24 protein-coding genes and 1 tRNA gene are annotated in these 21,994 nt (G+C 59.4%); 15 read left to right on the forward strand and 10 right to left on the reverse strand.

The window, feature by feature from the left end:
* Positions 1–13: 13 nt before the first annotated feature.
* Complete coding sequence (miaB, locus tag AKL02_RS16345) at positions 14–1,336, reverse strand: tRNA (N6-isopentenyl adenosine(37)-C2)-methylthiotransferase MiaB (RefSeq protein ID WP_078569903.1); 1,323 nt, start codon at positions 1,334–1,336, stop codon at positions 14–16.
* A 151-nt stretch (positions 1,337–1,487) separates the two neighbouring features.
* On the opposite strand from miaB, the gene AKL02_RS16350 reads away from it, so the two are divergent.
* The 3 genes from AKL02_RS16350 to hemP all read left to right on the forward strand — a co-directional run bounded on the left by AKL02_RS16350 (position 1,488) and on the right by hemP (position 2,862).
* Positions 1,488–2,372: a glycosyltransferase family protein gene (locus AKL02_RS16350; RefSeq protein ID WP_083075659.1), complete on the forward strand. Its 885-nt coding sequence runs from the start codon at positions 1,488–1,490 to the stop codon at positions 2,370–2,372.
* Between the two features lie 176 nt (positions 2,373–2,548).
* Positions 2,549–2,716, forward strand: a complete 168-nt coding sequence (locus AKL02_RS16355) for a hypothetical protein (protein ID WP_158522126.1) — start codon at positions 2,549–2,551, stop codon at positions 2,714–2,716.
* Positions 2,713–2,862 (forward strand): hemin uptake protein HemP, encoded by a 150-nt coding sequence (gene hemP, locus AKL02_RS16360; protein WP_075774069.1) that lies wholly within the window; start codon positions 2,713–2,715, stop codon positions 2,860–2,862. The genes AKL02_RS16355 and hemP overlap by 4 nt, the downstream gene beginning before the upstream one ends.
* A gap of 108 nt (positions 2,863–2,970) precedes the next feature.
* On the opposite strand, the gene AKL02_RS16365 is transcribed toward hemP, so the two are convergent.
* Positions 2,971–3,044, reverse strand: a tRNA-Gly gene (locus tag AKL02_RS16365).
* Positions 3,045–3,080: 36 nt separating this feature from the next.
* On the reverse strand, positions 3,081–3,749 hold the full coding sequence (locus AKL02_RS16370) for an SOS response-associated peptidase (protein WP_083075657.1): 669 nt from the start codon (positions 3,747–3,749) through the stop codon (positions 3,081–3,083).
* Positions 3,750–3,828: 79 nt separating this feature from the next.
* Between AKL02_RS16370 and AKL02_RS16375 the strand changes: the two genes are divergently transcribed.
* The 3 genes from AKL02_RS16375 to arsC are packed head-to-tail and all read left to right on the forward strand — an operon-like array spanning position 3,829 to position 5,545.
* Positions 3,829–4,167 carry a DUF952 domain-containing protein gene (locus AKL02_RS16375; protein ID WP_078520541.1) on the forward strand — a complete coding sequence of 113 codons (339 nt, stop codon included), beginning with the start codon at positions 3,829–3,831 and terminating at the stop codon, positions 4,165–4,167.
* Positions 4,168–4,172: 5 nt separating this feature from the next.
* On the forward strand, positions 4,173–5,225 hold the full coding sequence (locus tag AKL02_RS16380; RefSeq protein ID WP_083076177.1) for a quinone-dependent dihydroorotate dehydrogenase: 1,053 nt from the start codon (positions 4,173–4,175) through the stop codon (positions 5,223–5,225).
* Positions 5,216–5,545 (forward strand): arsenate reductase (glutaredoxin), encoded by a 330-nt coding sequence (gene arsC / locus AKL02_RS16385; RefSeq protein ID WP_083075654.1) that lies wholly within the window; start codon positions 5,216–5,218, stop codon positions 5,543–5,545. Before AKL02_RS16380 ends, arsC begins: the two co-directional genes overlap by 10 nt.
* Positions 5,546–5,597: 52 nt before the next feature.
* On the opposite strand, the gene AKL02_RS16390 is transcribed toward arsC, so the two are convergent.
* The 3 genes from AKL02_RS16390 to AKL02_RS16400 all read right to left on the reverse strand — a co-directional run bounded on the left by AKL02_RS16390 (position 5,598) and on the right by AKL02_RS16400 (position 8,926).
* Complete coding sequence (locus tag AKL02_RS16390; RefSeq protein ID WP_083075651.1) at positions 5,598–7,280, reverse strand: recombinase family protein; 1,683 nt, start codon at positions 7,278–7,280, stop codon at positions 5,598–5,600.
* Complete coding sequence (locus AKL02_RS16395; RefSeq protein WP_165756929.1) at positions 7,277–7,447, reverse strand: hypothetical protein; 171 nt, start codon at positions 7,445–7,447, stop codon at positions 7,277–7,279. The genes AKL02_RS16390 and AKL02_RS16395 overlap by 4 nt, the downstream gene beginning before the upstream one ends.
* A 325-nt stretch (positions 7,448–7,772) precedes the next feature.
* Positions 7,773–8,926, reverse strand: a protein-coding gene (locus AKL02_RS16400; RefSeq protein ID WP_232621810.1) for an IS3 family transposase whose coding sequence is annotated in 2 segments (ribosomal slippage) — positions 7,773–8,674 and positions 8,674–8,926 — 1,155 coding nt in all. Because the reading frame shifts where the segments join, the coding sequence is not laid out codon by codon here.
* 340 nt (positions 8,927–9,266) lie between these two features.
* Between AKL02_RS16400 and AKL02_RS16405 the strand changes: the two genes are divergently transcribed.
* On the forward strand, positions 9,267–10,073 hold the full coding sequence (locus tag AKL02_RS16405) for an ATP-binding protein (RefSeq protein WP_133052026.1): 807 nt from the start codon (positions 9,267–9,269) through the stop codon (positions 10,071–10,073).
* 165 nt (positions 10,074–10,238) lie between these two features.
* Here the strand turns inward: AKL02_RS16405 and AKL02_RS16410 are convergent, their stop codons facing one another.
* From AKL02_RS16410 to AKL02_RS16425, 4 genes are all read right to left on the reverse strand, one after another.
* Positions 10,239–10,763: a helix-turn-helix domain-containing protein gene (locus tag AKL02_RS16410; protein WP_083080413.1), complete on the reverse strand. Its 525-nt coding sequence runs from the start codon at positions 10,761–10,763 to the stop codon at positions 10,239–10,241.
* A 630-nt stretch (positions 10,764–11,393) separates the two neighbouring features.
* Complete coding sequence (locus tag AKL02_RS16415) at positions 11,394–11,729, reverse strand: hypothetical protein (RefSeq protein ID WP_083080415.1); 336 nt, start codon at positions 11,727–11,729, stop codon at positions 11,394–11,396.
* 107 nt (positions 11,730–11,836) lie between these two features.
* A complete protein-coding gene (locus tag AKL02_RS16420) occupies positions 11,837–12,277 on the reverse strand; it encodes a hypothetical protein (RefSeq protein ID WP_083080417.1) in 441 nt (146 codons plus the stop codon).
* A gap of 100 nt (positions 12,278–12,377) precedes the next feature.
* The gene (locus tag AKL02_RS16425; protein WP_083080420.1) at positions 12,378–12,866 is read right to left on the reverse strand and encodes a hypothetical protein; all 489 of its coding nucleotides are present in this window, start codon (positions 12,864–12,866) and stop codon (positions 12,378–12,380) included.
* An 896-nt stretch (positions 12,867–13,762) separates the two neighbouring features.
* Between AKL02_RS16425 and AKL02_RS16430 the strand changes: the two genes are divergently transcribed.
* The 8 genes from AKL02_RS16430 to AKL02_RS16465 all read left to right on the forward strand — a co-directional run bounded on the left by AKL02_RS16430 (position 13,763) and on the right by AKL02_RS16465 (position 21,887).
* Positions 13,763–14,689 (forward strand): exonuclease domain-containing protein, encoded by a 927-nt coding sequence (locus tag AKL02_RS16430; RefSeq protein WP_232621646.1) that lies wholly within the window; start codon positions 13,763–13,765, stop codon positions 14,687–14,689.
* Between the two features lie 351 nt (positions 14,690–15,040).
* A complete protein-coding gene (locus AKL02_RS16435; protein ID WP_198453202.1) occupies positions 15,041–16,126 on the forward strand; it encodes a hypothetical protein in 1,086 nt (361 codons plus the stop codon).
* Positions 16,127–16,191: 65 nt separating this feature from the next.
* Positions 16,192–17,345, forward strand: a protein-coding gene (locus tag AKL02_RS16440) for an IS3 family transposase (RefSeq protein WP_232621810.1) whose coding sequence is annotated in 2 segments (ribosomal slippage) — positions 16,192–16,444 and positions 16,444–17,345 — 1,155 coding nt in all. Because the reading frame shifts where the segments join, the coding sequence is not laid out codon by codon here.
* A 182-nt stretch (positions 17,346–17,527) separates the two neighbouring features.
* Positions 17,528–18,037: a hypothetical protein gene (locus AKL02_RS16445; RefSeq protein WP_133051976.1), complete on the forward strand. Its 510-nt coding sequence runs from the start codon at positions 17,528–17,530 to the stop codon at positions 18,035–18,037.
* Positions 18,034–18,555, forward strand: a complete 522-nt coding sequence (locus AKL02_RS16450) for a hypothetical protein (RefSeq protein WP_198453203.1) — start codon at positions 18,034–18,036, stop codon at positions 18,553–18,555. Before AKL02_RS16445 ends, AKL02_RS16450 begins: the two co-directional genes overlap by 4 nt.
* A 12-nt stretch (positions 18,556–18,567) precedes the next feature.
* Entirely contained in the window at positions 18,568–19,731 is a 1,164-nt protein-coding gene (locus AKL02_RS16455) for a hypothetical protein (RefSeq protein WP_198453204.1), read from the forward strand.
* Positions 19,732–20,084: 353 nt separating this feature from the next.
* Positions 20,085–21,374 (forward strand): plasmid recombination protein, encoded by a 1,290-nt coding sequence (locus AKL02_RS16460; RefSeq protein WP_108722392.1) that lies wholly within the window; start codon positions 20,085–20,087, stop codon positions 21,372–21,374.
* Between the two features lie 126 nt (positions 21,375–21,500).
* Complete coding sequence (locus AKL02_RS16465; RefSeq protein WP_083078538.1) at positions 21,501–21,887, forward strand: hypothetical protein; 387 nt, start codon at positions 21,501–21,503, stop codon at positions 21,885–21,887.
* Positions 21,888–21,994: the final 107 nt, after the last annotated feature.

Genomic DNA, 21,994 nt, shown 5'->3' on the forward strand with positions numbered 1-21,994 from the left:
ACGCGGCGAGAGCTCAGATCAACTCGCCCGCCAGCGAATTCGGCGCCGTGCCGGTGATCCGCACCTTCGCCAGAACGCCGGGGCCAAGCCCCTCGCCCGAGACATGGACCGCCTGCAGGTAGTCGGATTTGCCGACCCATTGGCCGTCCAGCCGCCCGGGCTTCTCAAAAAGCACGTTCACTTCGCGCCCGATCATGCTCTCCTGACAGGCCCGCTGTTGCGAGGTCAGAAGCGCCTGAAGCTCTTGCAGCCGCGCATCGGCGACCTCGGCCGGCACCGCGCCCTTCGCGCCAGCCGCGGGCGTGCCCGGGCGCGGCGAATATTTGAACGAATAGGCCATGCCGTAATTGACCTCGCGGATCAGCGCCATCGTGTCCTCGAAATCCTGATCGGTCTCGCCGGGGAAGCCCACGATGAAATCGCCCGAGATCACGATGTCGGGGCGCGCGGCGCGGATACGCTCGATCAGGCGGATATAGCTCTCCGCCGTATGCTTGCGGTTCATCGCCTTGAGGATCTTGTCCGAGCCCGATTGCACCGGCAGATGCAGATACGGCATCAGCTTCGGCTCGTCGCCATGCGCCGCAATCAGATCGTCTTCCATGTCGTTCGGGTGCGAGGTGGTGTAGCGGATACGCTCCAGCCCGTCGATCTTGGCCAGCGACCGGGCAAGCCGCGCGAGCGACCAGTCACCGCCCTCACCCTCGCCGTGATAGGCGTTGACGTTCTGACCCAGCAGCGTGATTTCGCGCACGCCTTTCTCGACCAGCGCCTGCGCCTCGCGCAGGATCTTGTCGGCCGGGCGCGAAACCTCGGCCCCGCGCGTATACGGCACCACGCAGAAGGCGCAGAACTTGTCGCAGCCCTCCTGCACCGTCAGGAACGCGGTCGGGCGCGCCTGCACGGGCCGCGCGGGCAGATGGTCGAACTTGTCTTCCAGCGGGAACTCGGTCTCGACGGGGCGCGCGCCATTATCGGTCCGCGCGACCAGTTCGGGCAGCTTGTGATAGCTTTGCGAGCCGACGACGAGATCCACCAGATCCGAGCGGCGCAGAATCTCGTCACCCTCGGCCTGCGCCACGCAGCCCGCGACACCGATCTTCAGGTCGGGCTTGGCCTCTTTGAACGGACGCAGACGCCCCAGATCGGAATAGACCTTCTCCGCCGCCTTCTCACGGATATGGCAGGTGTTGAGCAGCACCATATCGGCCGCGCCCACATCGTCGGTCAGCTCATAGCCCTTGGCGCCCATGGCCTCGGCCATGCGCTCGCTGTCATAGACGTTCATCTGACAGCCATAGGTTTTGATATGCAGCTTTTTCGGAGCGTCGCTCATGCCAATCCTCGCGCGTCTTTCCAGCGGGCCTGATACAGCCAAATCACCCTTTCCCGCAAGGTCGCGCATGGGGCGGGCCGTAAAGGCTTGATTTCATGCGAGCCTTCCCCGATCCTGCGCCCGAAGACCCCGCGAAAGGGCTGCATCGGGCATGAAATATTCCTCGCTGATCGATTTTCTCACCCGCCAGAGCGCGGCGCTGTCCAAAGGCCCGGTCGGCGTGATCCTCGCGGAGGACGGGGTCGAGTTGGAAAGCACGATCCGCCACCATGTCGACCTCGGGTTTCCGGTGCTGCTGGTTCTGGGCCATGCCGCCATGGACCTGCCGGACGATCTGGCCGCCGACAGCCCGACGAAAATCTACCGCATCGATTTCGAGCTGAACCGCCGCGACGCAGCCCCCCTCGCGATCAACCCGATCATCGCGGCAGTACCCGCGGGCACCTGGCTCTATTACTGCTTCAACGCGGAATACCTGTTCTTCCCCTTCTGCGAGAGCCGCTCGATCGGCGAGGTTCTGAGCTTTCATACCGAAGAACGCCGCGCCTCGATGCTGAGCTATGTGATCGACCTCTATACCGGCGATCTGGAGGCGCATCCGAACGGCGTCGATACCGAGAACGCGATGTTCGACAAGGCAGGCTATTACGCGCTGGCCCGGCTCGATCCCGAGAACCACGACCACCCGAAAGAGCGGCAGCTGGATTTCTTCGGCGGGCTGCGCTGGCGCTTCGAGGAGCATGTCCCCGCCCAGCGCCGCAAGATCGACCGGATCGCCCTGTTCCGCGCCAAGTCCGGCCTGAAGCTGCGTCCCGACCACACGTTCAACGACGAGGAATACAACACCTATTCCTGCCCGTGGCACCATAACCTGACCTGTGCCACCGCCTCGTTCCGGGTCGCGAAAGCGCTGAAGTTCAATCCCGGGTCGACCTATGACGTGCATAGCTTCACCTGGGTCAATTCCGAACGCTTCAACTGGTCGAGCCAGCAGCTCATGGATCTGGGCCTGATCGAACCCGGCCAGTGGTTCTGATCCGCCCCGCCAACTGATCCCCCTTCGGTTCCCGAACTATGTCTGCACAGATGCAGGGTCACCTGTGCAATTCCTTAGTAAAAGAATCGCCTTTACAATTCCGATCATTTCACTCAGGTTATTTCCATCAGCCAGTCGATCCCCGACGAGCCGCTTTCGCGAGATGGAGACCGGAGATGAAACGCCCCTCTTCCCCCGGCCCCCGATACCGGGCCGACACGCATGTTGATATCGATCCGCCGCTGAGCCTGCGCGACATCGTCGAGGCGCTGTGCAGCGGTTTCCCCCCGGGCCAGAGCGCGCTCGAAGCGACGCTCGACCGGATCGAGGGAGGCCGCAGATGAGCATCAATGAGAGCTTCGCCAACGCCCTGCCCGTCCATGACGCAGAGGTGCTGACCGGCAAGGGCAACCTCGCCCATATCGTGCTGGACGGTCAGGTCTATACGCTGCGCATCACGAAGGCGGGCAAGCTGATCCTGACCAAATGAGCGCAGCACTGCGCCACCCACAGATCCCGAACGTCTGAAGCCGCCCGATCGTCCCTCGGGCGGTTTTTTTCGTCTCGACGACGCGTATCGCTGTGATCTTGGGGAGGATGGAGCGGGTGATGGGAATCGAACCCACGTCTTCAGCTTGGAAGGCTGCGGCTCTACCATTGAGCTACACCCGCGCTCTGGCCTCTCCTTAGCGGTCCATGCCGCACCATTCAAGCGGGATCAGCAAGCGGTTCGCGCAAACCCGGCCCCGAGGCGCGGTTCGAATTGACCTCCTGCCCCACGCGCCACGCCTGCAGGATGCCCTCGGGCCTCGGCTGCATCAGGGTCGCCGCGCCATGGCCTTCCTCGCCCAGCCATTTCGCCCAATCGGCTTGCTCGAGAACCAACGGCTCGCGGTGATGGATCGGGGCGAGGGTCGGCCCCGCCGGCAAGGTCACGATGGCGCAGGTGGTCAGCAACTCGCCACCCTTCTCCCAATCCTGCCACAGCCCGCCGAACACCATCGGCGCGCCGTCCTTGCGCGAGACATAGAAAGGCAGCTTCTCCTCTCCCTCGCGATGCCATTCGTAAAACCCGTCCGCCGGAATCAGGCAGCGCCGCGACCGGATCGCTTCTCGGAAGGCGGGCTTTTCCGCCACGGTCTCGGACCGCGCATTGATCAGCAAAGGCCCGTCCGTCGGCGTCTTGTACCAATGCGGGATGAAGCCCCAGCGCATCGCCCGCAACTGCCGCTGCCCCTCGCCGGAGACACAGACCGGCAGGCTTTCGGTCGGGCAGATGTTGAGCCGCTCGCCACCCGGCACGTCATTGCCCGGCACCGCCTTGAACAGACGCGCCATCGCATCGACGGGAAGGGTGTTGGCCATACGTCCGCACATGGCACAAAGCTATGCCGCCACGCGTCCTACGCAAGCCCCACGCTTGACCGGACGGCGCGTTTTCGGGCAAGGGAAAGCCATGTTGATTTACAAAATCCTCCGCCGCCCCGAATGGGATGCATTTCGCGAAGCCGGGCACACGCTCGGCGCGCCGGTCGACCTCGCGGACGGCTATATCCATTTCTCAACCGCCGATCAGGTCGTCGAAACGGCTGCGAAACATTTCGCGGGCGAATCCGATCTGGTGCTGGTCGCATTCGACTCCACCGCGATGGGCGCAGATCTGAAATGGGAGCCCTCGCGCCGCGATCAGCTCTTCCCGCATCTCTACCGCCCGCTGAATCTCAGCGAAGTCGTCTGGGACCACGCCCTGCCCCTGGGGGCTGCGGGCCATATCTTCCCGAAGGAAATGTCGTGACCACCCTGATCGAGCGCGTGGGCCTTGCGGCCTTCCAGAAGATCGACCCGGAAAAGGCCCATGGCCTCTCGCTGCGCGCGCTGCGGATGGGGCTCGCGCCCCTGCCCGGCCCGATCACCTCGCCCCGGCTGAAGACCGATCTGGCGGGGATGTCACTTCTGAACCCGGTGGGCCTCGCGGCGGGCTTCGACAAGAATGCCGAAGCCGTGCCGCAGCTGATGCGCGCGGGTTTCGGCTTCATCGAAGTGGGCGCCGCGACGCCCCGCCCGCAGGAAGGCAACCTGCCGCCCCGCCTCTGGCGCCTGCCCGCCGACCGCGCCGCGATCAATCGCTTCGGCTTCAACAATCAGGGCATGGGACCGATCACCGAGCGGCTGGCAAAGCGCCCGGAAGGTATTCCGGTGGGCCTCAATCTGGGCGCCAACAAAGACGCCGCCGACCGCGCGAAAGATTTCGCGACCGTGCTGGCCCATGCCGGTCCGCATCTGGATTTCGCGACGGTCAACGTCTCCTCGCCCAATACCGAGAAGCTGCGCGATCTGCAGGGCAAAGCCGCGCTGTCGGCGCTGCTGGCTGGCGTGATCGAGACTCGTGACACCCTCGCGCGGCGCATTCCGGTCTTCCTGAAAATCGCCCCCGATCTGAGCGCCGAGGAACTGGCCGAAATCGCCGAGGTCGCGCTGGAAAGCGGTATCGACGGGATCATCGCAACCAATACGACGCTCTCGCGCGAAGGTCTGACCTCGCCCAACCCCTCCGATCAGGGCGGCCTTTCCGGCGCGCCTTTGTTCGAGAAATCGACCCGCGTTCTGGCGCAGCTGTCGCAGCATACCGCGGGCGCGCTGCCGCTGATCGGCGTGGGCGGCGTGGGCTCTGCCGAGCAGGCCTACGAGAAAATCCGCGCGGGTGCCTCCGCCGTACAACTCTACACCGCGATGGTCTTCGCGGGCCTCTCGCTCGCCGCCGATATCGCGCGCGGCCTCGACGCGCTTCTGGAACGCGACGGCTTCGCCAGCGTTTCCGAGGCAATCGGCACCGGGAGGGACAAATGGCTGTAACGATCTGGCACAATCCGCGCTGCTCGAAATCGCGCGAGACCTTGAGGCTGCTCGAAACCCGCGGGATCGCCCCTGAGGTGCGCGACTACCAGAAAGCGCCGCCGACCATGGCCGAGCTGCAGGACGCGCTGATGAAACTCGGCCAGCCCGCCGCCGCGATGATCCGCTGGAAGGACACCGACCTTACGAAAGACGCCGATGAGAATGAAATCCTCTCGGCGCTTACCGCCAATCCGAAGCTGATCGAACGTCCGCTCGTACTGACCGAGACCGCAGCCCGCATCGGTCGCCCACCCGAGACGGTTCTCGAAATCCTTTAAGGTTGAGGGGCGCTGCCCCTCTTCAGCTCCGCCGAATTCACCCCGGGATATTTCAATCAAGGAGAAGCAAAACAGCTTCTTCGCCTTGGCCAAAATATCCCGGGGGAATCTCCGGAGGAGATGGGGGCAGAGCCCCCTGCCTGACCGATAGTTGCCGCATGGCGCTGAAAATATCGACGATACTCGGCGTAACACCCCCGGCGGAAAGCAAAGCGCCGAGATCAGTGGTGATCTCGGCGGCAAGGGCGTCTGGTGCGTATGGGTCGGGTCTCAACTCGACCCGCCTTATTAGTTCTCGAAGATGCTCATTGGCTTGGTGAACAAGTTCGGGGTCGGCGAGCAGTGTCTCGAGCTCCTGCACGGCGCGCGCAAAGAGCGCTGCACTGTCGGTCGGAAGCTGTGGCAGCACCGAGCGGGTCTCCTGATGCTGAGACAGCTCGGCTTCGAGATTGGCGATCTCGCGTTCGAGCTCTTCCGCGCGCACCTTGTAAGCGCTGTATGGCGCGCCCTGCTCGATCGCTTCAAAGATCCGTTGGCGGCTGGTACACGCTTTCTTAAGACGACGCTCGAGCCGAGTTACAGCATTTGCGCCCTGGGCGCTCGCCAGCGCCTTGTACTCCGCCTTCAGCGCGGCGTCGAAGCTTGCAGCGAGCTCCGACGTCAGAAAGGTGCCCCGAAGCTTCGAGAAGACACGCGCCTCGATCCGATCACGGTGAATTGTCTTCTTGTTGTTGCACGCCCCCTTGCGGGCTTCGCGGCAGCCGAAATGGGTTCGGCCGACTTTCACATAGGTCGCGCCGCAGCAGCCGCAGACCAACAAACCGCTCAACAGGTGCTTACTGCGCCGGGCCCCGACGGGATTGCCCTTGCTTTTGGCTTTTACGGCTTGGGTCGCAAGCTGCGTTTCTACTCGCTTCCATAGATCTTGATCGATGATCCGGAGCGCCGGAATCTCGATCTCCGCGGCGGCGCCCGGGGTTTCGTAGACTTCTTTGCTGCCAGTTTCGGGATGATAGCGGCGTGACGTCTTCGCGACGCTTGCAATGCCGATGTAAAGACGATTGCGGAGTATGCCTTCGAACCGTGCCGGGTTGCCGCGGATGGTGCTGATATCCCATGTGCCGCCGCGTGGGGCCGGAATGCCATCTCCGTTCAGCCGCTTGACGATCGCCTGCGTCGAATGCCCATCAGCGAACTCGCGAAAGATGCGGCGCACAACTTCGGCCTCCTCGGGATCGATCTCGCGATTGAGCCCTTCGTCGCCTTCACACTTGCGGTAGCCATATGCGCTCGTGTGAAGCCGCTTTCGGGTGAGCCCCTGCACCATTCCGCGGCGCGTGTGTTCACCGATCATCTGCGCATAAAGCTGCGCGCCGAGCGCATTGATCAGAACTTTGAAGAAGTCCTGCTGACCTTCAGCTACAGAGTAAAGCTCGGCCTGCTGGAACTGGAACAGCTCGTAATGATTGAGCGCGTCGGCGATCTTGCGGGTGAGGCGGTCGACAGCTTCGATGACGATCGCATCGACCTGCCTCGCGTTGACCGCAGCGCACAGCGCCTGGAGGCCTTCGCGGCGCGTGTTGCGGCCCGATTTTTCGTAATCCGTGAAACGATGTGTCACCACCCAGCCGCGCTCGGCCGCGAAACGCTCCGCCATGGCGACCTGATCGTCGATCGAAGTCTGCTTCTGGAGACCCGAGCTGTAGCGAGCATAGATTGCGACGCGTTTCGTCATTGTGCTTTCTCCTTGTGAGGCGCGGCGGGGCTGTTGGCGGGGATCGCATTCGCGAGATCCCGGACAACAGCGCGCGCCAGCAGCCGCGCAATCGCGTTGCAGGCGGGCGGCACTGCCGTCGCTTCATCGAGCGTATCGTTCGCGGCGGTGATGGGGGCGGATGGCATGGCAAGCTCCTTCGTGATGATCCTACGAAGAAGCTGGGTTCATCGGTCAGAGCGCGGAAATGCGATCACGAAAAAATGCAACTCGCGTTTCAGAGTGGTCGCCAAGCAGCTCGAGTTCATTTCGAACGAGCCCGCCCTCCTCCCAAGCAAATCTTCACGGGTCCTGACCCTAGTATTTCCTTAGAAGCTCTGGAACTCGCCGCCAAAAACGTCGAGAATAATTAGCTCCGACAGCGGCTAGAAGCCACCGAGAAAGACCGGGATCACTGGCCCAGTATAGCTGAAATGAGCTACTCCCCATCTCTTGGACAGGATCTGACGTAATTTAAGCTACTCGTTGCACCTGCTGACCGGGTTGGTTGATATCATGTCTCTGCCAATAGACCAGCGCCGGTGGCTTGCCGCCGAGGGCTGAGTGAGGGCGCTGGTGGTTGTAGAAGGTCATCCATTTCCGGATCGCCGCCTTTGTCTCCGATCCTGTCTCCCAGGCATGCAGGTAGACGCATTCGTATTTCAGGGTTCGCCACAGCCGCTCGATGAAGATGTTGTCGAGGAATCGGCCTTTCCCATCCATCGAGATGCGCACGCCCGACCGGCGGAGCCGATCCGTCCAAGCGAAGGACGTGAACTGAGAACCCTGATCCGTATTCATTATCTCGGGCGGGCCGAACTTGTGGATGGCTTCGTTCAGCGCCTCGACACAGAAGTCGGCCTCCAGCGTGTTCGAGATCCGCCAAGACAGAACCTTGCGGGTGTGCCAGTCCATGATCGCCACGAGGTAGAGGAACCCGCGCCGCATGGGCAGGTAGGTGATATCCGAGCACCAGACCTGGTTCGGGCGATCCACCCGCAGACCTCGCAGCAGGTAGGGATAGGTCTTGTGCCCCTTCGCCGGCCTGCTTGTGTTGGGTTTCTGGTAAATCGGCATGAGCCCCATCAGGCGCATCAGTCGCCGTATCCGCTTCTCGTTCACCAGGTGGCCGTCGTTACGCAGGTGCCAGGTCATCTGGCGGACACCGAAGAACGGGGTCTCCAGGAACTGCTCGTCGATCTGCCGCATCAGGCCGAGGTTCTGTTCGGTTTCGCCCTTCGGCTCGTAGTAATAGGATGAGCGTGCGATCGACAGCAGCTTGCACTGCTGCCCAATCGACAGATCCGAATGGTTCGGCTCGATCATGCCACGCCTCACTTCCCGCCCCAAGGCTTCAGCTTTCGTTCCAAAAAAGAGTTGGCCACCGCCAGCTCCCCGATCTTGGCGTGGAGCTCCTTCACCTGCTCCTCGTCGATCTCGGGCTTCCTTCGGCCCCCGCGCTCGAACACGCCCGACGCGCCTTCGAGCAAGGCCCGCTTCCATTGATGGATCATCGTTGGATGCACCCCGAACCGGCTCGCCAGCTCGGCCGCTGTCTCTTCACCCTTCAGGGCTTCCAGCGCGACCTTTGCCTTGAACTCGGGTGCGTGCTGCTTGCGTTTCGACATCTCTGATCTCCTTCTCGTCGAAGATCAGCAGACTGCAAATCGTAGCTTATGTCAGTGTCCGAATTTCAGGGGGTAGCTCAGAAAAGTTGATCGAGAAACGCCGGTTCTCATGGCCTTGGTCGCGTGAAAAATAGGCAAACCAATGAATATTACTCTTCCGACATCTCTAGACCCCATTCCTTTAGCACAATTCGCAACTGAGCTTCATGAGCTCCCCGAAGCCGACGAGTATATAATCGACTTCGGGCAGAAGAGATGGTTTCCGCCATTCTCAATGCTTCTCCTGAGTTCGATCTTTAGGACCTTCAGGGAAAACCGGCCAAACGGGCGGCGGCGCGCAATGAACTATGAACACCATGGCTATGCGGCCAATCTTGGCTTCTTCAAGTCGTTCGGCTTAAATCACGGCAAGGAGCCAGGGGAAGCTGCAGGAAGCTCGCGGTACATCCCCATCCGAGATCTCAATGTGGCCCAGATTAAGGATGAAGCTGTCGACCGTTTTCTTGAGGTCGGAGACGTGATTGAGGAGCGAGCTGCAGAACTCGCCAAGATACTAACTCAAGATGAAGCTGGTGATCTGCAGGATACGCTGACTTACTCGATCCGGGAAATCATGCGGAACGTTGTGGAGCACAGCAAGTCCGAGAACATTCATGTCTGTGCTCAGTACTGGCCCAGCCGGCATGAAGTCGAGGTGGGTATCGTTGATGATGGTATCGGCGTGCATGCAGCTCTTACCTCGAACCCTGCTCATGATGACTTGGGCGAGAAGGAAGCCCTTGAGCTCTCTCTGATGCCTGGCATCTCCGGTAACCCAATGGCTGGCAAGGGACGAAACGAGTGGAATAACTCGGGATACGGCCTCTACATGACTAACCGCATTTGCAGGAATGGTGGCCACTTCCTGATCTGCTCTGGCGGTCATGGCATCGAACTCAGCCAAGATGGCAAAGAGAACTTTGAAACCTCCTTCCAAGGTACTGCGATCCGCCTCTTCATCGACACAAGGAACCTAACGGACCTGAGAGGACGTCTCGCGGAGTTCGCGGAGGATGGCCGAGCGGCAGCAAAGGAGCTGGCAGGAGCGAATGATAGTCGAGCTTCGACTGCGTCTCAGATGCTACGCCGTGACTTTCAGGACGCCTGACTGAAGGGAATCCAGCAGGCCCAAGCCGTGCACTTGGGCCTGCTGCTGTGCGCATGTGCTAATTGGGGCATGATCAGATGACCTGCAGCACGCCGACGATCAGAGAAGCAATGGCAATGACGAGCATCACCCAGCGGTAGAAAGCATCATTCGTCACCAAGCGCTTCATTCAGAGGCCGCCTTCTTTGCAGAACTCCGCCGCTTGAGCCCCGGCTTCTCGGCCTTCTTCTTGATAGCTCTCGCCTCCTTCGCAGCCTGGACCTGATCCTGAGCAATCGGCTTCAAGCGCTCGACCAAGGGCTTGAGGTCATACTCGTTAGAAGTCCTCGCTCCGGTCTTCTTGCTGAAGCGGGGGGTCCTCTTGATGAGACCCTCCTCTTCCAGATGTGCTATCGCCCGCTGGATGGTCTTCTCTCCCACCCGAAGGCGATCGGCCAATGTGCGCTTGGAAGGCCAAGGCATTTCATCGGCCTTCCACCAGTGGTCAATCAGGTGGACCAGCACTGCCAACTCAGTTGCGTTGATCCCCAACCGGGCCTGCCCACGAAGCAGAGCACTAGGCAAAACCGTGTAGTTGGCTTCCATAGTCTCCTTGCCCCACTTCTGATCCAGGACTTTCAGCGTCGCTTGCGGATGCTGCTTGGGGTTGAGAGGGACCACGTTCGTGGCTTCATCTTCGTTCTCGGACATTATAACCTCATTTCATGTTTCCGTGGCTATGAGATGAAGCTAAAAGTTCTTTATGTGAAGAGCCTTGCGCCTCAGGCCTATGGTCATATGAGACCCATGCTATGGACTTTCAAGTCCACAGGGGGCATGGTCTCGAGCGTCCACTAAAGAAGATGCATTGGGGCATGGTCTCGAGCGTCCACTAAAGAAGATGCATTCCGGATACAGGACGCATTGTCAAAGGACGGAACATAGTAGGTATTAACCCATGGACTCATATGTCCATAGATCAACCCATTTTTCTAATCGATCCGACAGGGAAACAGACATGCAGAAGCGTGTTTAAGCGACAGCGACACAAGAACGTCGCTGATATTTGCTTGCCCCCCCGACTGCCCCAATGTCCGTTTCGACGGATTGCTGAGTGGCGTCGTTCCCTGGAACGAAGGTCGGCTCAGGGCCGCTAGGAGCTGTCACGCGCTGAGCATCGTGCAAACCAACAGTCTTGAACACACCGCGTCGCTCGAATGGAAGGAAAGTCGGGCGCGCCGGTTCCGGTTGAGTTTGGAGCATATGCGGAAAGGATTTGTTGGCGCGCCCAGGCGGATTACCACCGCCATCTCTTCGACGCCGCCCGGCGTCATATTTCCATCATGCGGCTCGCTGGGTACTGGTCGCGCGCTCGGCGCCGAATGCCACGGCAGCGCTATAGGAGGCATTGATCGCGTCCCGAAGTCGACGCATCGCGCTGTCGAGATCGCGTGCAAATCGCCCTTCGGGTTCAATCCTTGCGAGGTGGCGCAGGATCTCCGCACCCGCCTCGCGAAAATTCTCACCAAAGACGTCGCCCTTGATCACAAGTCGCTCGCAAAAATCGCGATCAAACTCTGCGCCCCGAAGAGCGTCAACCGGCAGCGCATCGAGAGCGTCGATTGCCTCGCGCGCCATGGTGTTCACATCGTCGATCCGGTTCGGTTGCTGAAACATCGGACATCCTTCCAAAGCTGAACTGCGGGCGCTGCGGCCCTCATCGAGGGGCCGCAGCGGTGGCGGTTCAGCCGATCCCATCAGGATCGTTCTGGACGATCGCGCGATCATGCATCGCAGCGCATCTCTCCAAGCGCATCGAGCGCTTTTTGCGCCCAATATGCCTGTCCCTCGAGCTGCGTGCGGATCCCTCTCAGATCTGTCGCGACGGCGCGCATCGCGAGATGCGGCGGTGCCTCTTCGACGGAGAAACGCGGTCCGAGCCGCATGTAGCCGTCTTCGAGGTAGGCCCACTCGAGATCGTCATCGAGCGCGATGAGAGCTCGCGTGATCAGCGTTCGGGTGCGGCCGTTGGCTTCCGTCAGTCGACCGATCAGCGAGATGTCCTCGAAACCGGTGAAGAGCAACCAATCGTCGAGAAGCGGCGCGTTCTCGAGATCTTTCGGGGACGGCGTCGCGGTCGCTCCATGGACGACGTTTGCGAGCACATTGCGCTCTTTGCGGAGCTCTTCGGCGGTGAGTTCGGAGGGGTGTTTATCGTGAGTCATGTATTACCTTTCGAAGAAATTGGGGACAGGCAGGGCTGCAAGATCCGTCCGCCTCGACAGGCAGGCGGACGGACGCTGCAGCCCCAATCGACGGCGCGCGTTACGGTTGGATGAGAGGTTTGGGGCGGTAGATCGCGACCCGCGGCCTCAGCCGGGACCGAACCTCGCGCGGTGCGGTCGCGAGTAGCGTCTCGACAGCCTCGAATTGTTCGCGCTGCGCGGGGCCGAGGCGCCCGATACGAGCATTGCGTTCAAACAGGTCGGAACCGGTCGCGATGAAGAGCCGATGCGACGCGCGGAACATGGTGGGGCGATAGAGCCCGCAAGCGGCAGCTTGATCGTCATCAGCAATGACGATGTCATCTTCGCGCAGCAGTCGGCCTTCCGGGCTGACACCGGGCGCGACGATGTTCATCGGGGTATCACCGATCAGCCCGCGCGAGAGCAGCAAACAGGGACGCGTGCCGGGCGGGATGTCGAACTCGCCATCACGCCTGCGGTCGGAGCCGTAGGGGAAGCGCATGAGGAAGATATCGCCCGGTTTGAGCTGGCCGCCCGGAAGCAGCCGAAGGTATCGGTCGTGGAGCATGAGTGCCTCGTGTCGTTGATAAGAAGAACGACGCGCGCAACCTCACCAACAAACCCCGATACGCGGCCTCGGGGCGTGGCTTGATTGCGTGCGTCAAAGACGCTGCACGCAAGCAAGACATGCGCCGAGGCCTGCCCTCCCGCGACCCATTGATCGCTCGCCTGCGGGCAGATCGCGCGGGTGCCGGGGAGAGCGTCGAGAGGGGTGACATCCCTCTCGACCCGCCGGGGGCGCCGGGAGAGTTCGGAGAGGGTGGCGAGCGCCTCTTCGATCCGTCGGAAGGACGCTGAGAGGGTCCGGGGAGATTGGCGAAAGTCTCCCCCGGTCCGCCGGATGGGCGCCTTAGGGTGCAGGGAAAGTGGCGAACGATCCCTGCCCTGGGGGTTTGGGGGATGTGGAGCTCCCCCCATGCGGCGCGCAGCGGCGCCGGGTCTGGGGCTGCGCCCCAGCGAACGCACGGGACGCGCTATTGGCCGAAGGACGATTGCGCGGGCCGTCTAGTGAGTAGAGGACCCTGCGCACCCGTTGAGCGATGGCGTCTGGAATTAGAGAGTGTCTAGGCCAGCTGCGTTTGGAGAGCGGGTGGAGAGACCAGTCGTCGGGAAAGAGGGCCGACGAGGAATGTCATCTGCATCTGACCTCCTCGATTGGTGGCGCGCCGCAGGGCCTGTCCCAGCCGATAGGAGACGATCGTTCAAGTAGGAATGAACAACGACGGCCAGAGTTTTGCAGCGGTTTCTCCGGCACTCTCCCGAGGATGGATTTGAAGCTGTATCTTGCAAATGCACAACCATTCACTCGCGCTCGCCCGAACGTGGCCCGCAACCGATTGACACACCAGAGACAAGATAATGCAAACTGAGCCTTTAGTTCCTGGCATGTGATTTGGATCCAACATGACAAAACAATCTCTTGGCGGCGCTTTGGCGGTGAACACCTTCCCGATGCTGCAAGCTATGCTATCAAAATCGTACCGCTTCATCGCGATCGACGTAGAAACCGCAAACTCAGACGCGAGCAGTATTTGCCAGATTGGCATGGCCTGCGTCGTGGAAGGCGGCGTGGACGAGGTCGTGACCTTGCTCATTGACCCGCAGTGCGAGTTTTCTGAAATGAACATCCAGATCCACGGTATCTGGCCGGAGCACGTATCTGGACAACCTCTGTTCGAGGACTTCCTGGATACGATCGGTGACTTCCTCGAGCGACACATGCTCGTCCAACACAGCTCCTTTGATGGCCGCGCGATCCGCTGTGCAACCGAAGCTTGCGGTCGGGTTCCTCGCCCTTTGCAATGGCACGACAGCGTAATAGTCGCGCGTCGCGCCTGGCCAGAGTTCAAGGGAAATGGAGGCCATGGTCTCGGTCACCTGAAAACGGCCTTGGGCCTGGATTTCCGCCACCACGATGCGGGCGAGGATGCCCGGGCGGCAGCTGAGGTTATCCTCCGAGCCGAGTTACTAATGGGCATCTCATTCGCCGATATCCTCTCGAGGCCAACTGGATCGGCAGTGAAATCAGCGGTCACGCGTGCGGGCTGCGCAGACGGGCCACTATCTGGGAAAGTTGCGGTGTTCACGGGGGCGCTCTCCATGACCCGCAGCGAAGCTGCCGAAGCCGCTGCGCGGGTCGGAATCACGACGACACAGAGCGTTTCGAAGAAGGTCCACCTCCTAGTCGTTGGCGACCAGGATCTTTCTGCGATGGCTGCCGGGCAGAATAAGAGCTCCAAACACCGCAAGGCCGAGAAGCTCATCGCCGAGGGGCACGACCTTCAGATAATCGGTGAAACGGAGTTTCTGAACCTGATTGCCAGCGGCTGACCCGCGCAGAAGAGTCATTCCCCTGTCCGGCCCAGAGCTGCCGTTTACCTCTTCTGGCAATTGCTGCGGTACGGCCCGTCAGATAAAACTTTCGCTGCGAACGCGAGATTGGAAGGCTCATAAGTTTCGCTATCTGCGAAATGCCCTGTTTTGTGGTATCTGAGCGCAAAGAACCACCGGGCAATCGCCGGCGCGAAGACGCCACCACAACACGCGATCTCAATGAGATCGTTTCCAAGGGGGCCTTGCGGAAAAAGGGGGGGAGCGTAAATCAACGCTATGTTGGTTAAATATCTGGTGCGCATTCACTAAATTGAAGTGATGTGACGCGATCCAAGCTGAGATGCCATGATGAGTGAAGAAGAGGAACTAGAAGCAAGGCTAGCCGAGGCAGAAGCATCGGGTAAGCTGATCGAAGAAACTGCCGCAAGGGAGCTAAGAACCGAGCGGGACAACATCGCAACCTTACTGACGCAGCTGCACAATGACGAGCGCATCAACCTTACGTCTGATCAAAACCTGGAGGCGATTGAAGCCCTTGCGCATAATGATTTTTGGATTGCGGTTCATCCAATAACGCAAGCCATCGCGGGGCTGAATTGCTCACATCAAGGGGTTCTACGGTTGGTGAGCACCTTGGTCACAAAAGCGGGCAATGATGGCATGGCAGGCCAGCCAAATTTGGCCTTGCAAGAATGGTCGAAAAATCAACCCGATCACGCGGCTGGCATTATTGAGGGTATTGAACAAGAAGACCCGCTCTGTCTCGCCCACGGCTTGTTTGCAGTGCTTGGGCTAGATGATGAAGACATTGCCTCCAAGCTACTGGCATCCCCCAAAACGAAGGTTCGCATGATCGGTCTAAATGCACTTTCTCGCATGGAGACACTGCCCGAGGATAAGAGGATGGAGACGATAGACGCCGCGCTTGAGGTTCTTGCCTCCGAAACGGTGCCAGAACCACGCGCGAATGCCATTCAGGCGGCATTTAGGCTCTGGGAAACCTTAGGGCCGAAGAAGCGATATCGCCAAGATGAGCTGATCAACGCTGTGGGCGCACACGGCGACAAACAAGAGCTTAGCTATCTTGCTGCGATGCTATTCTTGCACCATTCGGGCCTATCCAAAAACAGTGTTGAGCTGATCTTAAGGTGGCTTTCGACGGCGCCATCGAACAGCCATGCAACGCTTAATAACCTTGATCATGCGATACATAGAAAGGATGAGCGATGGGACTTTGCACAAGTCGCCGCAGTATTTGAGTACTGCATCCCAAGACTCGATACCAAGCCTGAAGGACGAACCTACTACCACTTCACTCAGTGGCTATGGGAAGAGCCTTCCAACACGTCGTATGTCTACACAAGATGGCTAGAGAACGGTAACCGCGAGCTTTGTGGGTATCTGAGTGAGCTGCTCCAGGTGAGCTACCCCTGAAATTCGGACACTGACATAAGCTACGATTTGCAGTCTGCTGATCTTCGACGAGAAGGAGATCAGAGATGTCGAAACGCAAGCAGCACGCACCCGAGTTCAAGGCAAAGGTCGCGCTGGAAGCCCTGAAGGGTGAAGAGACAGCGGCCGAGCTGGCGAGCCGGTTCGGGGTGCATCCAACGATGATCCATCAATGGAAGCGGGCCTTGCTCGAAGGCGCGTCGGGCGTGTTCGAGCGCGGGGGCCGAAGGAAGCCCGAGATCGACGAGGAGCAGGTGAAGGAGCTCCACGCCAAGATCGGGGAGCTGGCGGTGGCCAACTCTTTTTTGGAACGAAAGCTGAAGCCTTGGGGCGGGAAGTGAGGCGTGGCATGATCGAGCCGAACCATTCGGATCTGTCGATTGGGCAGCAGTGCAAGCTGCTGTCGATCGCACGCTCATCCTATTACTACGAGCCGAAGGGCGAAACCGAACAGAACCTCGGCCTGATGCGGCAGATCGACGAGCAGTTCCTGGAGACCCCGTTCTTCGGTGTCCGCCAGATGACCTGGCACCTGCGTAACGACGGCCACCTGGTGAACGAGAAGCGGATACGGCGACTGATGCGCCTGATGGGGCTCATGCCGATTTACCAGAAACCCAACACAAGCAGGCCGGCGAAGGGGCACAAGACCTATCCCTACCTGCTGCGAGGTCTGCGGGTGGATCGCCCGAACCAGGTCTGGTGCTCGGATATCACCTACCTGCCCATGCGGCGCGGGTTCCTCTACCTCGTGGCGATCATGGACTGGCACACCCGCAAGGTTCTGTCTTGGCGGATCTCGAACACGCTGGAGGCCGACTTCTGTGTCGAGGCGCTGAACGAAGCCATCCACAAGTTCGGCCCGCCCGAGATAATGAATACGGATCAGGGTTCTCAGTTCACGTCCTTCGCTTGGACGGATCGGCTCCGCCGGTCGGGCGTGCGCATCTCGATGGATGGGAAAGGCCGATTCCTCGACAACATCTTCATCGAGCGGCTGTGGCGAACCCTGAAATACGAATGCGTCTACCTGCATGCCTGGGAGACAGGATCGGAGACAAAGGCGGCGATCCGGAAATGGATGACCTTCTACAACCACCAGCGCCCTCACTCAGCCCTCGGCGGCAAGCCACCGGCGCTGGTCTATTGGCAGAGACATGATATCAACCAACCCGGTCAGCAGGTGCAACGAGTAGCTTAAATTACGTCAGATCCTGTCCAAGAGATGGGGAGTAGCTCAAGGGTCTGGACAATAATCCGGGCATTAACCTTCAGCGCGCTCATCTCCCGAAGACAGCGGTTGATCAGATTTTCCTAGCGCGCAAGGCGATTGGGTATCTGTGGCACAAGGAAGTCACCACGGCCTCGATTTTGCTGAGTGTGGTGAAGCATGGCAAAGCTGAGGCCCGTCAGGATGCCGAGGACCTGCTCTTCAATCCGTTGCTGCTGAGCTATGGCGGCCAGCTTCGTGAGTATCTTGAGGAACGAAGAGGCGACCGCTCAAAACGCATCGCTGCATGTGTCGAGCGGTTGCTAGAGAAACATGATGCCCATATCGCGGGCCTTGAAACACCCAAAAACCTAGTTGAGCTGCGGCCTTCCAATGACCAACGTCGTACTGCTGCCATGAAAGACCATGAGCGGAATCGCGACATTCAGCGGCTGGCGCGTGAGCGTTCGATTTTTGGCGACCTATTCACTACGCAGAACCTGCTCTATGGCCGAAAAACCTTCTCTATCATTCACGGGACGGGCGGAGAGACACATCCGAACATTTCAGAGCTATCAGAGTTTTCCTACAGCATGGAGCTTCCTCGGCTGTCGGTGATCGACCCGGTGGGTTTCAATGAAATGTTGACGATCTTTCGCGCCATGCAACGGAGGTCATCGTGAAAATAATTCTGAAAGAGTATCTCGCCTCCCTCAAAGAGCGAAAGGAATTGGATAGTTCAGTTTTACCTAATTTGCTCGCCGAGATCGGCTTGGAAGTGCTGAACCTACCCATGCTTGGAACCCGTCAGTATGGCGTTGATATTGCCGCCGTCGGGCAGGTTGCAGGCGAGGATCAAGAGAGATTTCTCTATCTGTTCTGCATCAAGGCGGGCAATATTTCGCGAAATGATTGGGACGGCACACCGCAATCGGTTCGCCCCGAACTTGATGAAATCAGAGATGTCTATCTGCGGACCTGCGTGGCGAGTGAGCACGCCTCTTTGCCTATCAAGATATGCCTGTGCTGCGGTGGCGACATCGAAGAGACGGTCATGGCGAATTGGGCTGGCTACAGCCACGACCATCAAACTGAAAAGATCAAATATGAGCGCTGGTCTGGGGACCGTTTGGCCGAGCTAATGATGCGAAGCTTGCTCGCTAGAGAGCTGCTTGAAGAAGAGCCTCGCCGGAACTTTTAGAAGGCCGTGGCGATGGTTAATGAGCCAAGCGCCTGTTACGCCTATTCGCAGGCATTTCTTCGTGACCTTCTCTCAGATGAGAACCTAAGCAAGGAAGAGCAACTACTAAGGCTGCGTCAGGCTTATATCTGTTTGAATGCAGTGACGGCATGGGCCGTTGAAGCCGATAACCTTGAAAGTATCCACAATGTGGCAGAGTTGGGCCTGTTTCATTGCTGGCATATTGTCCGAAACCAACCTGCTCGAAAGAAGCCGACAAAGCACGATCAGGCGCTTTTCGTCTTGCTCAACCAGTACATCAAACTCTTCCTAACCTGCTCTGACCGCTATCTAGAGAAGACGGTGCGTAGCCATGGTGACCGGCTCCATGCGCTCTCTGTAGCTGTGAATTCGCGCGAAGCCGTTGACGTCAACCTCGCTCTTTTTGAGTTGTTGGGGCGGCTAGCTATGCATGGCATTTGGACGGTCTCGCTCCGAGACACGATGCAACAGAACGATGAGGAAGCGCTTAGCGTTCTTCGTAAGACTACTGAGCGAACCATTGATGCGTTGATTGGGCTTATCAACGCCAACCCAACGCTGCTCTCACCGTTCCGAGACGATCACATGATAGAAATTGCCTTGGTAATGTATCTTGCGCAGATCACGGGCAACGCGGCGCGCTTCACTCCATGGATCGCAGAGATCGCGAACAAGGCGACACTCGCCCTGATACTGAACTCTCACTATCCCATCGCCAAGCGAGATTACCATGATTTGCTCAACCACCCAGGCGCGGCGGAGCCAGAGTATCGAAACGAGGTATGCCCTGGGAGCATCCTCTATCCTTACCTGTATCTATGGCTTCATCGAATAGGCGATGAAACCGCTACGACAGAGTATGTAGAGCGGCTAACCGAGTTGCTCCCAAATTGCACGCATCAAGTTTGGCTGCCTGATGAAGAGACTGACAAATGTCTCTGGCTTGGCGACACGTATCACGGGGTCTGCGTGACGGATGTTGCGCCATCTCAAGGATTCAAGAAAGTGGCGGAAGTCATAGACACAGCCATGGAAAATTGCCTAAACCTCAATGAGGTAAGTGCAGTAAAATCAGGGTTAATCGTTCTGTTTCTGGCCGCCTGTCGACACTACCGAATGCCGATCCCACCACATTTTTGGTTTACCGATCAGTGAGTGGTTAGCCTGAGCGAGCCGGACTTCCACCCATGTCATCGCTTTGTAAGCACCCGCTTACAGTCGCGGAGCTATCCATGTCGCGGATTTGTGTCACTCGAGCGCATTAATGCCGCGCATGTGAATTCAACCCGATCACCAATGTCAGCTTTAGCGAACGCGTACCGTACAGCTTGCCTATGCAGCGAAGGTCCGCTTCGCGTCCCTTTGTGGCTGAGCCTCCCGTAGTCGCCTAGCGGTCCCCGACACCCGCCTCGCAGGCACCTCCTGGATAGATACCGGGGGAGATTCACAGCGATTTCCGCGCCAAATGACATGAACCCATTTCGATCCCACAAGCACGGAGATCGAATATGTCATCAGCACCTAAAACCTCCTACCCAATCGTCATGCGCATGCAGGGCATGCACCCCCGCAATCTTGCGGGTTACGAGAAGCACCGCATGCGCCGTGGGGGCGACCACGGCCATTGCGAACGCACTCTCATGGCACACAACCGGCGCCTCATCGGCTCGAAAACCTGGGCACAAGATGCGTGGGACGAGATCCAAGACATGCGCCACGCGAACCATCTCCTCGAACTGGAGCAGCTGCGCCGCCGGCGTCGGAAGACGGAACTTAAGAATGCGCTTTTTCGGGGGCCCCGCGATCCTTGGCGCGCAACCCGGCACGGTCCGCTGCGCGAGATCATTCTGACGGTAAACAAAGAGTGGTTCGACAAAGATCTCACCGAGTTTTTCGGGGAGAGCGGCCCGACGCGAGAAATGCAATTCGAGACGCGAGCCAAGCAGTGGCTCTTGACGAACTTCGGCGATGACTGCGTTCATGCACGCGCCGATCTCGACGAAACCGCCTACCATATCCACGCGGTGATCATTCCGCGCGCAGTGACAACGGATGGTCGGCGCATGCTGCAGCCGGCAGTCCACCCGATGATCCGTAGCTATGAGAAAGCGCAAGATAGCGTTGGTGAATGGTTCGCGGCGATTGGGCTCCGGCGCGGCGAGCGGCGCAAGCAAGCCCTGAGGGAGGCGCTCAAGCACAACAGGAAAGTCCGCGAAGCGCGCGCGAATGGAGTGGCCGATCCTGGAACCGAGATCGCGTTGCCAGAACATCGCGATCACGTCAGCCCACGAAAATGGCGCGAGAGCCAGGAGATTGAACTGGCCAGTCGCGACAAGGTGGTGAAGCAGACCGAGGACACGCTCGCTGCCGAAAAATCGGCGCTTGCTAAACAGAAGCAGACGGTCACGCAGCGTCAACAAGACGCACAGTCTGTGCTCGATGTCGCGGCTGCGGTGGCCGAGGGTCGCGTTGATATCGTGTCCGATTTGAACGAGACGGTATCACAGGTCGCTCAAGCCGATACGCCATCGCCGGTGCGGGCGCTTTTCGGACGCGCTTTGGAAGTTCTCCACCAACGGGCACGCAAAGAAGCGCGCGCGGAGCTCACTGATGAGTTCACGCAGATCGAGGCGGCGGACGCTGCGCTTCTCGAGATCGCGAAAACGCTGCCCGACAAAGCCCGGCAGCGTCTCGCTCAGGCGCGCAGATCGCTTTCTTTGCCGCTGAATGCGCTTCGGCGCCGCTTGTCGCCCGCCCGGTTCGACGACGTCGATCGGGGCTCTGATGAGAAAACGTGAAAAAGTTCGCGAATTCGATTTCCGCGCCCTGCGCGATGAACCCACCTCATCATCAGCGACCAAGAAGCCTCGCGACGTACGCGAGGCAGACGCTGCAATAACCGCGCCACGAAAGGATTAGACTACATGGCACAGAAAAACCGGCATCCCGTAATCGACTGGAACCGCATGACCGACCGCCAACGGCAAATGAAAGCCCGCGCGGAAAACCTCACTGCGCAGATCGCTCTTGATCAGCACCGGGAGCACGACCGCGCGAACAAAGCGCTCTTCGCCAGCCTCGAGAGCGTCCTGGCACAACTCGCGGGTACGCCCAAAGCGGAAGAGTTTTTCCGCCTGTTCAGCGAAACCGCCACGCTGGCGAACGCCAAGCGGATCGCCAATCATCCTGACTGCCCGGACGTCGTGCGCGACGAGATCGCGCAGCGGATCGAAAAGACTGGCTCCATCCGTGGCAACGAAGGCGTTGCACGCGCTGCGCTCGGGAAGTCGAACAACGCCAGCGAAGGCTAGCGGGGCTTAAGTCATCCAACACGAACAGTAAGAGGGCGCGGTATATTCCGCGCCCTTTTCTCGTTATCATGGGCCGCTCATTGGCTGGGCAGCGATCCGAATGTACC

This window comes from Thioclava electrotropha (assembly GCF_002085925.2).
In the GTDB taxonomy this organism is placed as follows: domain Bacteria; phylum Pseudomonadota; class Alphaproteobacteria; order Rhodobacterales; family Rhodobacteraceae; genus Thioclava; species Thioclava electrotropha.